Raw genomic sequence first — 13,798 nt, 5'->3', positions numbered from 1 at the left:
TTTGGGGCGGTCGGCTGTGGTCGGGTCAGGACGCCAGATAGGACAGCCACCCCCCGTGCTCGGTGATGTCGAGGGTTCCTTCGACGGCGAGCGGCTCGCAGAGGAACCCGGTGACCAGGCTGCCGTCGGCCAGGCGTACCTTGCCGAGGGTCATGGGCTCGGGCAGCGCGTCCAGGAACCGGCCGAGCGCCGCCGGGGGCAGCAGCCACAGCTCACCGTCGATGGCGGCCCCGCCGGAGCCGACCCGCAGCAGTCCGGGCTTCGGCGGCTGCGTGTCCAGCGCGTACAGCCGGTACTCCGGTGCGGTGCGGACCTGGCCGGCGAACCGGCCGCCGACCGAGGTCAGCTGGTCGTTGAGCGCCTGGCTGGTCAGGTGCGCGCCGATGACCAGCAGCGGCAGCCCCTCAGCAGGCGAGGCGGGCGGGTCTTCACCCCGGATCAGCGCCGCGACATCGGCGGCGACGGCGTCGGCGAAGCCCCGGGCGATCACCTGTACGCCGAAGTTGCCGCCCGCGACCTCCCCGGCGGGCACGGCGACCGCCGCAAGGTCGAACAGGTTGCAGAAGTTGGTGTACGTGCCCACCAGCGCGTTGACGCCCACCGGATCGGCGGCGACCTGCGCGATCGTGGGCTGGATCGGGGCCGTGGGCAGCAGCAGCACGTCGGCGTCGCCCCACTCGGCCATCGCCTCCTCCCGCAGCCGCTCCAGGCGCTCGGTGTCGGCGACCAGCACGTGCGCGGGCACGTCGCGCGCGGCGGTGATGATCGCGGCGACGGTCGGATCCGCACCGGCGGGCCGCGTGTCGAGGAACGCGCCGACCGCGGCGTAGCGTTCGGCGACGAAACCGCCGCCGTAGAGCAGTTTCGCGGCGGCCAGGAACGGGGCCAGCCGGATCGGGCGCAGCCGGGCCCCGGCCTTGGCCAGTGTCGCGGCGGCCTGCTCGAAGGCGTCGAGCCACGGTCCGGACATGGCGACCAGCTCGTCGCGGTCGGGCACCGCGACGACCGGTGCGGGACCAGCCGCCAGCGGTGCGTCGGCGGGCCACGGCCGCCCCGCGGGCTCACTCATGATCGACATGGCCTGCCGGGCGGCGGTGAGGGTCCGGGCGAAGACGGTGACGCAGTCGAAGCTGCGGCAGGCAGGCACCACCCCGTCGGTCGGCACCAGGCCCCGGGTCGGCTTGACCCCGACGACACCCTGGTACGCGGCGGGCACTCGCCCCGACCCGGCGGTGTCGGTGCCCAGCGCCAGGTCGGCGATGCCCAGCGCCACGGCCACGGCCGAACCCGAACTGGATCCGCCCGACACCCGCGCCGGGTCCCGCACGTCCCGGACGGCGCCGTACGGGCTGCGGGTGCCCACCAGGCCGGTGGCGAACTGGTCCAGGTTGGTCTTGCCCAGCACGAGCGCGCCCGCGTCGATCAGCCGCTGCACGGCCGGGGCGCTGCGCTCGGGCAGGTACGCGTACTCGGGGCAGGCCGCGGTGGTGGGCAGGCCCGCGACGTCGATGTTGTCCTTGACCGCCAGCAGCGACCCGGCCAGCGGCAGCTGCTCACCTGCCGCGAGCCGCCGCTCCAGCGCGGCGGCGTCGGCCAGCACGTCCGCCTCGGCGCGCAGCGTGATCCACGCTTCGGGGCGCTCGCCGCGGGCGAGCCGGGCGTACGCGTCGCGTACGCGGTCCTGCGGGGTCATCGATTCCTCCCGGTGAGTACGACCAGCGGGCTGCCCGGGGCCACCTGGGACCCGGGGGTGACGAGGATGTCGGCGACGTCGCCGTCCTGCGGGGCGACGATCACCGTCTCGAGTTTCATGGCCTCCAGCGCCAGCAGCGGCTGCCCGGCGCTGACCCGGTCGCCGGGGCGCACGTCGACCCGCCAGACGCTGGACAGCATCGGCGCCTCGACCAGCGCGCCCCCGTCGGGCACGGTGACGGTTCCGGCGGCGGCGGGGGTCTGCGGCTCGGGCCGCGGGTCGAACTCGCCGGCCGCGGCCCAGGCGTCGCGTTCGGCGGTGAACGCTGCCGCCTGCCGGGCCCGGAACGCGTCGATGGACGCGGCATTGTCAGCGAGGAACGCCTCGTGGTCGGCCAGCCGGAACACGCCGTCGTCGATGCGCAGGGCGTGCCGTCCGGCCGCGACGTCGGCGCGCAGGTCGAGCAGCTCCTCGGCGCCGACCGGATACCAGGAGATCCGGTCGAAGTGGCGCAGCAGCCACGGCGAGCCGGGTTCGAAGCCGCCGGACTGCCGCCACCGCGACCACACCTGCACGGTGCGGCCGACGAACTGGTAGCCGCCGGGCCCTTCCATGCCGTAGATGCACAGGTAGGCGCCGCCGATGCCGACGGCGTTCTCGGGGGTCCAGGTGCGGGCGGGGTTGTACTTCGTGGTGACCAGACGGTGCCGGGGGTCGAGCGGCGTCGCGACGGGCGCGCCGAGATACACGTCGCCCAGGCCCAGCACCAGGTAGCTGGCGTCGTAGACGGTGCGGTACACGTCGTCGACGGTGTCCAGGCCGTTGACTCGGCGGATGAACTCGATGTTCCACGGGCACCACGGCGCGTCGTCGCGCACGCCGGCCATGTAGCGGGCGATGGCCTCGCGGGTGGCCGGGTCGTCCCAGGACAGCGGCAGGTGCACCACCCGGCTGGGCACCGCCAGCGCGGACGTCGCGGGCAGCTCGTCCTCCAGCCCGCGGGCCAGGCCGAGCAGTCGCCGGACGGGCAGCACGTCCGGGTCGACGTGGATCTGCAGCGACCGGATGCCCGGGGTCAGGTCGACGACGCCGGGCAGCCGCTCGGCGCGCAGCCGTTCCATGAGCGCGTGAGCGCGCATCCGCAGGCCCAGGTCCAGGGTCATCGGGCCGTACTCGACGAGCAGGTTGTCGTCGCCGCTGCGCCGGTAGGTGACGGCGGGCCCGGCGCCGGTCGCCTCCCGGCGGGCCAGCACCCCGTCGTCGCCGTCACCGGAGCCCAGCAGCACCGGCCCGCGGCTGCGGTCGGCGCGCAGCGCAGCGGCGGCATCGTCGCCGACCGGCGTGAACCGGACCGTGTCGCCGGGGCTGAGCTGGCCCAGCTTCCAGCGTTCGGCGGTGACGACGGTGGCGGGGCAGACGAACCCGCCCAGGCTCGGGCCGTCCGGTCCGAGCAGGATCGGCACGTCGCCGGTGAAGTCGACGGCGCCGACGGAGTACGGCGTGTCGTGGATGTTCGACGGGTGCAGCCCCGCCTCGCCGCCGTCGGCGCGGGCCCAGCGCGGCTTCGGCCCGACCAGGCGCACGCCGGTGCGGGCGGAGTTGAAGTGCACCTGCCAGCGCGCGGCGTAGAACGCGTCGAGATCCTCGCGCAGGAAGAACTCCGGCGCGGCGTGCGGGCCCTCGGTGACGGCGAGCTGCCACTCGGCGCCGATCACCGGCCGGTCCCGCAGCGGTACGGGCCCGGCCACAGGCGCGATGGGTGCCGCGGCCCGCAGCACGTCGCCGACGCGCAGCGCCCGCCCGCCGTGCCCGCCGAACTGGCCGAGGGTGAACGTCGCCGCGCTGCCCAGGTAGCGGGGCACGTCGAACCCGCCGGCGACCAGGATGTACGCCCGCAGCCCGGCGGTCGCGCGGCCCACGTCCAGGACCGCGCCCGCCGGCACGTCGACCGGCTCCCAGCAGGGCACCGGCGTGCCGTCGACGGTCACCGGCACGGCCGCGCCGGTGACGCAGACGGTGGTGGCGGCGGCGAAGCGCAGCGCCGGTCCGTCGACCGTGCACTCCAGGCCGGGCGCGCCCGCGGGGTTGCCCAGCGCGCGGTTGCCCAGCCGGAACGACAGGTCGTCCATCGGCCCCGACGGCGGCACCCCGACCTCCCACAGCCCGGTGCGTCCGGGCCAGTCCTGCACCGTGGTCAGCGTGCCGGGCCGTTCGACGACGATCCGCGGCTCGCTGTCGGCCACCCCGGCCAGCGTGGCGGTGCTGTGCCGGGCGGCCAGGACGCCGGCGTCGGCCGCGGCGGCCCGCAGCAGTCCCAGGTTCGTCTCGACGCCGTCGACGCGGGTCTGCGCCAGTGCTGCCCGCAGCGCCGCGAACGCCTCGTCCCGGCTCCCGCCGGTGACGATGATTTTGGCCAGCAGCGGGTCGTAGAACGTGCTGACCTCGGTGCCCGCCTCGATCCACCCGTCGACGCGCGCCGACGCCGGGAACTCGGCGCGGGTGACCAGCCCGGCGCTGGGCCGGTGACCCTGGGCCGGATCCTCGGCGTAGACCCGCGCCTCCACGGCCGCCCCGGCCGGGCGCAGCGGGGTGTCCACCACGTCGCGGTCGCCCTGCGCCAGCCGCAGCATCCACTCGACCAGGTCCACGCCGAAGACCTGCTCGGTCACCGGGTGCTCGACCTGCAACCGGGCGTTGACCTCCAGGAACGACGCCTGCTCGCGTTCGGCGTCGTACACGAACTCGACCGTGCCCGCCGAGCGGTAGTCCACCGACGCGCACAGCGCCGCGGCCGAGGCGTGCAGCCGCTGCCTCACCGCGCCGGGCAGCCCCGGCGCGGGCGCCTCCTCGATGACCTTCTGGTTGCGCCGCTGCAGGCTGCAGTCGCGGTCGCCGAGCACGACCACCCGGCCGCGGCCGTCGCCGAACACCTGTACCTCGACGTGCCGGGCCTGCGGCACGAACCGTTCCAGGAACACCCCGCCGCTGCCGAAGCTGGCCACGGCCAGGCGTTCCACCTGGTCGTACGCCGCGGCCAGCTCCTGCGGCGTGCGGCAGGCCCGCATGCCGATGCCGCCGCCGCCACCGGTCGCCTTGACCATCACCGGGTAGCCGATGCCCTCGGCGGCGGCCAGGGCTTCGTCCAGACCGGACAGCAGCCCGGTTCCCTCGATCATCGGCACCCCGGCGGCGCGGGCCAGGTCCCGCGCGGTGTGCTTGGCCCCGAACGCGGTGAGCTGCTGCGGGGTGGGGCCGACGAACACCAGCCCGGCGGCTTCGACGGCGGCGGCGAACCCGGCGTCCTCGGACAGGAACCCGTACCCGGGGTGCACGGCACCGGCGCCGGTGGACAGCGCCGCCTCCAGGACCCGGTCCACCCGCAGGTAGCTGTCGCGGGCCGGGGCCGGGCCCAGGTGCACGGCGGCGTCGGCCATCCGCACGTGCGGGGCGGACCGGTCGGGATCGGAGAACACGGCGACGGTCTTGAGCCCGAGCCGCGCGGCGGTGCGGATGACTCGGCAGGCGATCTCGCCGCGGTTGGCGACGAGCAGGGTGTCGAACATGGCGGTGCCTCTCAGCGGGGGACGGCGGCTCAGGGCGCGGTGACGACCATGCGCACCGGGGTCGGGTCGAAGCCGTTGCACGGGTTGTTGACCTGGGGGCAGTTCGACACCAGGACCAGCACGTCCCGCTCGGCGCGCAGCGCCACTCGCAGGCCGGGCGCGGAGATGCCGTCGACGATGCCGAGGCTGCCGTCCGGGTCGACCGGCACGTTCATGTACCAGTTGATGTTGCTGACCAGGTCGCGTTTGCCCAGGCCCCAGCGCGCGCCTTCGGCGAGGAAGTTCTCGACGCAGGCGTGCTGGTGCGCGGTGTGGTGGCCGTAGCGCAGCGTGTTCGACTCGCGGCTGCACGCCCCGCCGACGGTGTCGTGCCGGCCGACCTCGTCGGCCACGACCGTCATCAGCGCCCGCCCCTCCGATGAGCGCAGCGCGCTGCCCGTGGTGAGGAAGATGCCGCCCTGGGCCGCCATCGTGTCGGGTGCGGAGTAGCGCTCGGCGGTGTCGTCGGCGTTGTAGAGCAGGCAGTCGACGGCCTGGTTGCCGTGCAGGTCGACGATGGTCAGCACGTGGCCGCGGCGCACGACCGCCGACCACGGCGCCCGCGCGGGCACCGTCTCGTCGAGCACGACGGCGCCCGGCACCAGTGCGGGGGCGGCGGTGGACACGGTCATGAGAGCCCCCGGGCGGTGAGGTGGTCGGCGGTGTTGAGGAAGGCGCGCTCGCCCTCGGGCGTGCGCGTCCACAGCGGATCGCCGGGCGCGGTCCGCCGGTCCTTCCAGGCGCGTACCTGCACCGGGGTGCACGTGTACGCCGGGCGGGGGTCGATCGGGTGCGGCACGTTGACCAGCAGCACCACGACCGGCATCTCGGTGCGCAGCTCGACGCTCGCGCCGGGTCCGGCCGAGCCGAGCCACTGGAACGCCCCGTCGCCGTCCACGCGTACGCCCTGGAAGAACGAGATGCTCGGCGGCAGGTCCCGGCGGCTGAGCCCGTGTTTGGCCGCGGCGAGCGTGAACAGCTCCCGCCCGGCGGGGGAGGGGCCGTGTGCGGCGCCGTCGCCGTAGCGCTCGGTGTTGCGCGGCAGCGTGGACGTGCCGCAGAACGTGTCGGAGCGGCCGGGCGCGGCGGCGGTGACCGAGGCGAGCACCCGCCCCTGATCGGACAGCAGCAGGTGCCCTTCGCCGACGTACGCCTGCCACAGCACCTTGACCGTGTCGGCGACGTTGAGCCGCTCCCACGGCTCGTCGGCGCTGAACAGCAGCACCGACACGCAGGCGTCGCCGTCGAGGTCGGTCAGCCGCAGCGCGGTCCCGGCGGCCATGCGCCGGTGCGCGTAGCCGCCGCCGGGCACGGTCTCGGCCCACACGAGGTCGGCGGCGTCGACCCCCTGCGGCGGCTCGGCGAGCGAGCCGGCCGGCACGGTCGGCATGCAGGCCACGACGGTGCCGCCCTGGGCGCGGGCGTGGGCCCGCGCCCCGGCGGTGGTGGCCGTCGAGCCGGTCACGCGGCCTCGCCCTCGGCGACGGCGGCCACGGGCAGCCGCAGCAGCGAGCCGCTGGTCCGGGTGCGGTAGCGCTGATACACCAGTGCGCCGACCACCAGCGAGCCGCCGACGAACAGCAGCGAGAAGTAGTGCAGGTACCAGTGCTCGCCGGACGGGTCGTAGACCTCCTGGCGGGGCCAGCCCAGGTTGAGGATCATGCCGATGCCGTAGACGACGGCCAGCACGTTGACGGCCAGGCCCCACCGGCCCAGGGAGAACAGCCGCCCGCCGCGCTCGGTGGCGGCGGCGTCCTCTCCGCGCGGCCAGCCCTTCAGGCGGCGCACCAGCAGCGGCACCGTCACCAGCGCGTACGCCATGTAGAGCATGACGATGCAGACGCTGGTCAGGGCGGTGAACAGCGCCGCCTGTCCGATGTTGACGAGCAGCACCGCGGCCGCGCCGACGCCGACGACGATCGCGGGCAGGGCCGGCGCCCCGGTGCGCGGCGACACCTTGCGCAGCGCGGCGGAGAACGGCAGCACGCCGTCGCGGGCCATCGAGAACACCATGCGGCTGCCCGCGGTCTGGATCGCCAGGGTGCACACCACGACCGCGATCGCGACGTCGATCAGCAGGATGCGCCCGCCGGTCTCGCCCAGGCGGCTCATCAGCACGTACGGCAGGCCCTCGGTGGCCAGCCGCCCGTCGGTGAGGCTCGGCGCGGCCATCAGCGCCACCAGCAGCATCAGGCCGCCGCCGATGCCCGAGGCGGCCAGCGCCCGCAGGATCGTGCGCGGCGCGGTGTGGCGCGGGTCGCGGGTCTCCTCGCTGAGCTCCCCGGCGCTGTCGAAGCCCACCACCACGTACGCGGCCATCAGCGCCGACACCAGGAACGCGCCGACGTAGCCGAAGCCCGAACCCGTGCCGCCGGTGTCGAAGACCACGGCCGGGCCGCGCTCGGCGTTGACCAGCAGCAGCACCACCACCGCGACCACGCCGATGATCTCCAGGGTCACGCCGGTGCTGTTGATGATCGCCATCAGCCGTACGCCGATGACGTTCACCAGCGTGGTCAGGCCGATCAGGATGGAGCCGAGGATGACGGCGTTGGTCGCCCCGGTCGGCGAGGTCAGCGCCGGGTCGCCGCCGACGAGCTGGAATCCCGACCAGATCGAGGGGAGCACCACCTGCAGGGCGATCGCCGCGGCCGCGACGGTGACGGTCTGCGCGATGATCATCACCCAGCCGGCGAACCAGCCGACCGCCGAGTTCGACAGCCGCCGCGACCACTGGTAGATGCAGCCCGAGATCGGATACCGGGCGGCCAGCTCGGCGAAGGTCAGCGCCACCATGAACTGCCCGGCGAACACCAGCGGCCAGGTCCAGAAGAAGGCCGGCCCGCCGAACGAGAAGCCGAAGGCGAACAGCTGGAACACGGTGGTCAGGATCGAGACGAACGAGAACCCGGCGGCGAACGACGCGTAGCTGCCGATGCTGCGCCGCAGCTCGGGCTCGTAGCCGAAGGCGCGCAGGTCCGCGGCGTCGGTGCCGGGTCCGGTCACGGCGACCGGGGGCGGCGCGGGCGGAGCGGGGGTGGGGGACATGACCGCCTCCTCGTGTTCGGCGGCGGATGCTGAGCCCGCCGACCGCCAATACCTGTCGGCCGACAGATTTATGCGCAGGCGTGTCGGGCAACGTCCTGTGTAGTAAAAACTGGATTGCCGCGACCTCACCGCGGACACCGCCGGGCAGTGAGCGGGCGCATCCGGCGGAGATGCGACGATCAGGACGTGAAACCGCAGCCCGCCTCCGTCGGCCGCCCCCGATCCGGAACGCGCCGCCTGCCCGCGGCCACCGCTCGCGAGGAGATCCTCGACGCCGCCGCGGAACTGTTCGCCCAGCGCGGCTACGCCGCCACCTCCACCAGGCTCATCGCCGAGGCGGTCGGCATCCGGCAGGCCTCGCTGTACTACCACTTCGACAGCAAGGAACACCTCCTCGCCGAGCTGCTCGAAGCGACCGTCCGGCCCTCGCTGGACTACGCCGCCGAACTCGAACGCCGGGGCGCCGCACCGGCCGCCGCCCTGCACGCGCTGGTGACCTACGACGTGGGCGTCCTGCTCACCGCCCGGTGGAACGTCGGCATCCTCTACGCCCTGCCCGAGGTCGCGACCGAGCCGTTCAACCGCTTCCGGGCCGAGCGCGAGCGGCTGCGCCGGGCGTATCACGCGCTCACGGCCGCCGCGGCGGCGCACGGCGGCGACGGCTTTCTCGGCGACCTCGTGTTCGGGCTCGTGGAGAGCGTCATCGGCATGCGCCGCGACCTGCCCGTCGCACCGGCGGAGCAGCTACAGCGGGCAGTGGCGGACGCCGCGCTGCGCATCGTCGGAGCCGAGTTGCCGGACGGTGACGGCACAACCGCCCGGCAGGGGACCTGAGCGAAGTCCGCGCAGCGGAGAACGTCCTCGCGGTCCGGCGCCCGCGCCGGAGGACGTCGCTCTGCTCGCCGTCGGAAAGCTGACCGCGGTGATCACCGCGTCTGTGCGGTCAGCGGCTCAGCTCAGGCCGTGCACCTGGCGTGACGGCAGCGCGAACTGCATGGTCGCCACGGCCACGAGCCGGCCGTCCTGATCGTGGACCCGGCCGTTGGTCACCGCCATCCGGCGGCCCAGCTTCACCACCTCGATGACCACCTCCAGCGGACCGGGTTCGGCCGCCTCCAGCAGGTTGATGCTGCCCTGGGTGAGCACGCCGGTCAGCACCCGCCCGGCGTAGGCGTTCACCGCCAGGAATGCCGCGAGATCGACGACCTTGAAGATGGCGGGACCGGACAGCGTCCCGCCCGGGCGGCACTCCAGCCCGTCCGGCCCGGCGGTGACGATGACCCGGTGCGGCGATATCTCCCGCACGCAAAGGCCCGAGTCGGGCAGGAACTCGGTCAGCAGCTCACGCAGCTCGGCCAGCGTCAGGCGCAGCGGCAACCCGGCGGGTGCGCTCGGCTGCGTCGTGTCGCATGTGTCCAGCGGCTCGGTCACGGTCATCTGACCCCCTGATGTCAGCCGTGTAGGTCTTGTGCTCCCACGGGTAGCCCGGCAGCGACGTCACGCGGCGCTCGGCCCGCGTCGCCTGCCAGGGCAGCGGTTCCGCCTCGTCGAGGAACCGGGCCGCAGGGTGTTCCATGCCGGCGGCCACGGCATCGAGCGCCTGCCGCGCCGCGGCGACGGAACCGGCGTCCACCCAGACGGTGTGCCGGTGCCGGGTGCGCCCATGCGTGGCGGTGTAGGCGAACGCGGGATAGTCGGCCCCGTCGAGCTCGGCGAGGTGCGTCCGGTACCGCCCGGCGAGGGCGGCCACGGCCACCGGTGTGCGCGCGGAGACCGCGAACCCCGGCGGCGGATCCGGCGTCCGGGCGACGGAGGCCGCCGCGGACAGGATGGCGAAGGCGTTGGTGCCGCTCATCCCGTAGGAGCAGACCGACGCGTGGCCGCCCGCCCCGGCCGGCCACGGTGTGGGTGCGGTGGGGATGGCCACGCCGGTGCCGGTGAGGTCGATGCGCGGGCTGAGCGTGGTGAAGTTGGCCTGTGGCGGGATCAGCCGGTGCTCCAGGCAGAGCACCGACTTGATCAGACCCAGCACGCCTGCGGCGGACTCGGTGTGCCCGACGTTCGCCTTGACCGAGCCGACGTGCAGGACACCGTCGCCGGCCCCGCCGCGCAGCGCGGCCGTCACGGCCGCCAGCTCGACCGGGTCGCCGAGCGGCGTGCCCGTGCCGTGCGCCTCGTGATAGCCGATGTCCGCGCCGGTCAGGCCGGTCGCGGCAAGCAGGGACCGGATGAGCCGGGTCTGCGCCTCGACGCTGGGTGCGGTGAACGCCGCCGAGCGTCCGTCCTGGTTGATCGCGGTGCCGTCGATGACCGCGCGGATCCGGTCGCCGTCCCGTACGGCGTCGTCCAGCCGTTTCAGCACCACCATCGCGCACGCCTCGCCCCGGACGAAACCGTTCGCGGCCGCGTCGAACGGCCGGGACGTGCCATCCGGCGACAGCGCGCCGGTGTGGGCCACGGCACGGGTGGTCCGGGGCGCCAGCGCCAGGTTCACGCCGCCCGCCACCGCGATGTCGCAGTCCCCGGCAGTCAGCGCGCGGCACGCGGTGTGCACCGCGACCAGCGAGGACGAGCACGCGGTGTCGAGCGCGAAGGTCGGCCCCTGCAGGCCCAGCGTGTACGCCACGCGCCCCGCCGCGAAGCTGTGCCCGTTGCCGATCGTCCAGTACGAGTTGGGCTCGCCCGTGAGCCAGGACCAGTGGTCCTGACCGGTGATCCCGACGAACACCCCGGTGCCGGAGGCGTGCGCACCCGGCAGGACGGCCGCGTCCTCGAACGCCTCCCACACCACCTCCAGCAGCAACCGGTGCTGGGGATCGACCGTCCGTGCCTCCCGGGGCGACACGTCGAAGAACCGGGCGTCGAAATCGAAGGCACGCTTCAGATAACCGCCACGGGTGACCAGGTCGTCCCACTCCTCGCCGAAGGGCGCACGCCGATCGGCCGGCATCTCGCCGGTCACGTCGCGGCCCTGCGACAACACCGACCAGTACGACGCGGTGTCCACGACATCGCCGGGCGCGCGGATGCCGATGCCGACGATCGCCACGCGCTGCGGCGCCGCCCGTGCCGGCGGCGACGGTTCCACGGCCACCGGCTACACCACCCGGCGCAGCCAGCGGTGGCTGTCGGCGAGGCGGCCGCGCTGGATGCCGACGATGTGGTCGCGGATCGCCAGGGTGGAACCGCCCGGTTCGCCACCGCCGACGACCTGCTCGAAGCCCTCGCCCTTGATCCCGAGGATCGGCGTGATGACGGCGGCCGTCCCGGCCGCGAACATCTCGCAGATCGAGCCCGAGGCGCAGCGCTCCCGCAGCTCGTCGATGCCGACCTGCCGCTCGACCGCCTTCAGGTCGTGCTCGGCCGCCAGCTCCAGGACACTTGCCCGGGTGACGCCGTCCAGGATCGTGCCGAGGCCCGGAGTGATCAGCTCCCGTTCGTCGGTCACCAGGAACAGGTTCATCGTGCCCGACTCCTCCAGGTAGCCCCGGCCGGGCTCGCTGAGGTAGAGCACCTGGTGGCAGCCGTTCTCGTGCGCTTCGACCTGGGCGGCGAGGCTCGCCGCGTAGTTGCCGCCGCACTTGGCCCGGCCGGTGCCGCCCTCGGCCGCCCGGGTGTAGGTGCTGCTGACCCAGAGGGTCACCCCGGAGCCGCCGCCGGAGAAGTACGACGCCGCAGGCGAGGCGATGACGTGATAGCTGACCTGCGCCGCGGGGCGCACCCCCAGGAACGCCTCGGCACCGTACATGAACGGGCGCAGGTAGAGACTCATCCCGCTGTCGTGCGAGGGCACCCAGGACTCGTCGGCCCGCAGCAGGGCTTCGACGCTGGCGATGAACGCCTCCTCGTCGAGCACCGGCAGCGCCAGCCGGCGCGCGGAGTGGGCGAACCGCCGTGCGTTCAGGTCCGGGCGGAACAGCCAGATGCTCCCGTCGGCGTGCCGGAACGCCTTCAGCCCCTCGAAGATCTCCTGGGCGTAGTGCAGCACCGCCGCCGCCGGATGCAGCGTGATCGGTGCCAGCGCGGTCACCTTCCCGTCGTGCCAGCCCGCTTCAGCCGTCCACGACGCCGACGTCATGTGGTCGGTGAAGTACTGACCGAACCCCGGCGCCGCGAGAATCGTCTCCCGATCGCCGTCGGGCAGCGGGCTTTCATTGCGGTGCAGCGGAAAAGCAAGGCTCACGGCATCCTCCTGGGCGGGCATCGATTCATTCTGGCGCACGGAACACCACCACACAGTTCTGCCCACCGAATCCGAACGCGTTGGTCGCCGCCACTCGCACGGGCAGTTTCCGGGCCACATGGGGGACGTAGTCGAGGTCGCACTGCGGATCGGGCTGGTCCAGATTGATGGTGGGCGGCACGACGCCGTCCCGGATGGCCAGGGCGCACACCATCGCCCCCAGCGAGCCCGCTGCTCCGATCAGGTGACCGACCATGGATTTGGGGCTGCTGACCGCGACCTGCCGCGCCGCCTCACCCAGGGCGGCCCGGATCGCCCTGGTCTCGGTCCGGTCGTTGGCCTGGGTCGAGGTGCCGTGTGCGCAGATGTAATCCACCTCGGAGGGGTGCACCTCGGCGCGCCGCAGCGCATCGCCGATCGCCGCGGTCGCGTGCGCGCCGTCCGGGCCGGGTGCGCTCACATGGAACGCGTCGCAGGTCAGCGCGCCCCCCGCGACCGTGGCATAGGGTGTCACGCCACGCCTGGCGGCGTGCTCGGCCGACTCCACCACCATGAGGACGGCCCCCTCGCCGAAGACGAAACCGTCCCGGTCGGCCGAGAACGGCCGGCTCGCCCCGGCGGGATCGTCGTTGCGTTGCGACATCGCTCCCATGGCGCTCAGGCCGGCGAACATGACCGGCGTGATCGCGGCGTCCGTGCCTCCGCACACGACGACGTCCGCCTCACCGGCGAGGATGAGCCGCCGGGCGTCCAGCAGCGCGTACAGCCCGCTGGCGCAGGCCAGCGCGCTCGCGTTGACCGGGCCGTGCACGCCCAGGTCGATGGCCACCTCACAGGCCGGCATGTTGGTCAGCGACGACGGGACGAAGTAGCTGCTCGGCGTGACGGGCTGGGCGGCCGTCAGTCCCCGGGTGGCGGCCTCGACGGTGTCGAACCCGGCGACGGCCGCGTTCACCACCACGCCGATCCGGCCGGAGTTGTCGGCGTCGACCTCCAGCTTGGCGTCGGCCACCGCCTCCCGCGCCGCCACCACGGCGAACTGCGAGAACCTCGCGGACCGGCGGATACGCTTGGCGTCCAGGTGATCAGCCGGGTCGAAGCCGGTCACCTGGGCCGCGATCCGGGTCGGGAACTCGCTCGGGTCGAACGCCGTGACCGGGCCGACGCCGGACCGCCCGGCGAGCAGATTGCGCCAGCTGGTCTCCCTGCCGATGCCGACCGGGGTCACCGCGCCGATGCCGGTGATCACCACTTCCGGCCTGATAGCGCGCC

At 73.9% G+C, this 13,798-nt stretch carries 10 protein-coding genes; 1 reads left to right on the top strand and 9 read right to left on the bottom strand.

Translation table 11 applies throughout. The features are described 5' to 3' along the window. Nucleotides 1-25: 25 nt before the first annotated feature. The 5 genes from atzF to CS0771_RS27295 are packed head-to-tail and all read right to left on the bottom strand — an operon-like array spanning nt 26 to nt 8,343. Nucleotides 26-1,693 carry an allophanate hydrolase gene (gene atzF, locus CS0771_RS27315; RefSeq protein WP_212843667.1) on the bottom strand — a complete coding sequence of 556 codons (1,668 nt, stop codon included), beginning with the start codon at nt 1,691-1,693 and terminating at the stop codon, nt 26-28. Continuing rightward, entirely contained in the window at nt 1,690-5,256 is a 3,567-nt protein-coding gene (gene uca, locus CS0771_RS27310; RefSeq protein WP_212843666.1) for an urea carboxylase, read from the bottom strand. Before uca ends, atzF begins: the two co-directional genes overlap by 4 nt. A gap of 29 nt (nt 5,257-5,285) precedes the next feature. Beyond that, on the bottom strand, nt 5,286-5,927 hold the full coding sequence (locus CS0771_RS27305; RefSeq protein WP_212843665.1) for an urea amidolyase associated protein UAAP2: 642 nt from the start codon (nt 5,925-5,927) through the stop codon (nt 5,286-5,288). Next, entirely contained in the window at nt 5,924-6,760 is an 837-nt protein-coding gene (locus CS0771_RS27300) for an urea amidolyase associated protein UAAP1 (protein WP_244871062.1), read from the bottom strand. Before CS0771_RS27300 ends, CS0771_RS27305 begins: the two co-directional genes overlap by 4 nt. Next, nucleotides 6,757-8,343 carry an amino acid permease gene (locus tag CS0771_RS27295; RefSeq protein WP_212843664.1) on the bottom strand — a complete coding sequence of 529 codons (1,587 nt, stop codon included), beginning with the start codon at nt 8,341-8,343 and terminating at the stop codon, nt 6,757-6,759. The genes CS0771_RS27300 and CS0771_RS27295 overlap by 4 nt, the downstream gene beginning before the upstream one ends. A gap of 186 nt (nt 8,344-8,529) precedes the next feature. On the opposite strand from CS0771_RS27295, the gene CS0771_RS27290 reads away from it, so the two are divergent. Beyond that, entirely contained in the window at nt 8,530-9,177 is a 648-nt protein-coding gene (locus CS0771_RS27290) for a helix-turn-helix domain-containing protein (RefSeq protein WP_244871061.1), read from the top strand. Nucleotides 9,178-9,294: 117 nt separating this feature from the next. Here the strand turns inward: CS0771_RS27290 and CS0771_RS27285 are convergent, their stop codons facing one another. Genes CS0771_RS27285 through fabF form a run of 4 tightly spaced genes read right to left on the bottom strand, consistent with a single transcriptional unit; the run spans nt 9,295 to nt 13,778 of the window. Continuing rightward, nucleotides 9,295-9,780, bottom strand: a complete 486-nt coding sequence (locus tag CS0771_RS27285) for a PaaI family thioesterase (RefSeq protein ID WP_212843663.1) — start codon at nt 9,778-9,780, stop codon at nt 9,295-9,297. After that, on the bottom strand, nt 9,686-11,437 hold the full coding sequence (locus CS0771_RS27280) for a polyketide synthase (protein WP_244871060.1): 1,752 nt from the start codon (nt 11,435-11,437) through the stop codon (nt 9,686-9,688). Before CS0771_RS27280 ends, CS0771_RS27285 begins: the two co-directional genes overlap by 95 nt. 3 nt (nt 11,438-11,440) lie before the next feature. Continuing rightward, entirely contained in the window at nt 11,441-12,526 is a 1,086-nt protein-coding gene (locus CS0771_RS27275; protein WP_244871059.1) for a branched-chain amino acid aminotransferase, read from the bottom strand. Nucleotides 12,527-12,551: 25 nt separating this feature from the next. After that, the gene (fabF, locus tag CS0771_RS27270) at nt 12,552-13,778 is read right to left on the bottom strand and encodes a beta-ketoacyl-ACP synthase II (protein WP_244871058.1); all 1,227 of its coding nucleotides are present in this window, start codon (nt 13,776-13,778) and stop codon (nt 12,552-12,554) included. Between the last annotated feature and the right edge of the window lie 20 nt (nt 13,779-13,798).

The sequence above is a fragment of the Catellatospora sp. IY07-71 genome, from assembly GCF_018326265.1.
Classification (GTDB): domain Bacteria; phylum Actinomycetota; class Actinomycetes; order Mycobacteriales; family Micromonosporaceae; genus Catellatospora.
Note: the sequence above shows the minus strand (reverse complement) of the source record. Positions and strands in the feature narration are given on the sequence as shown.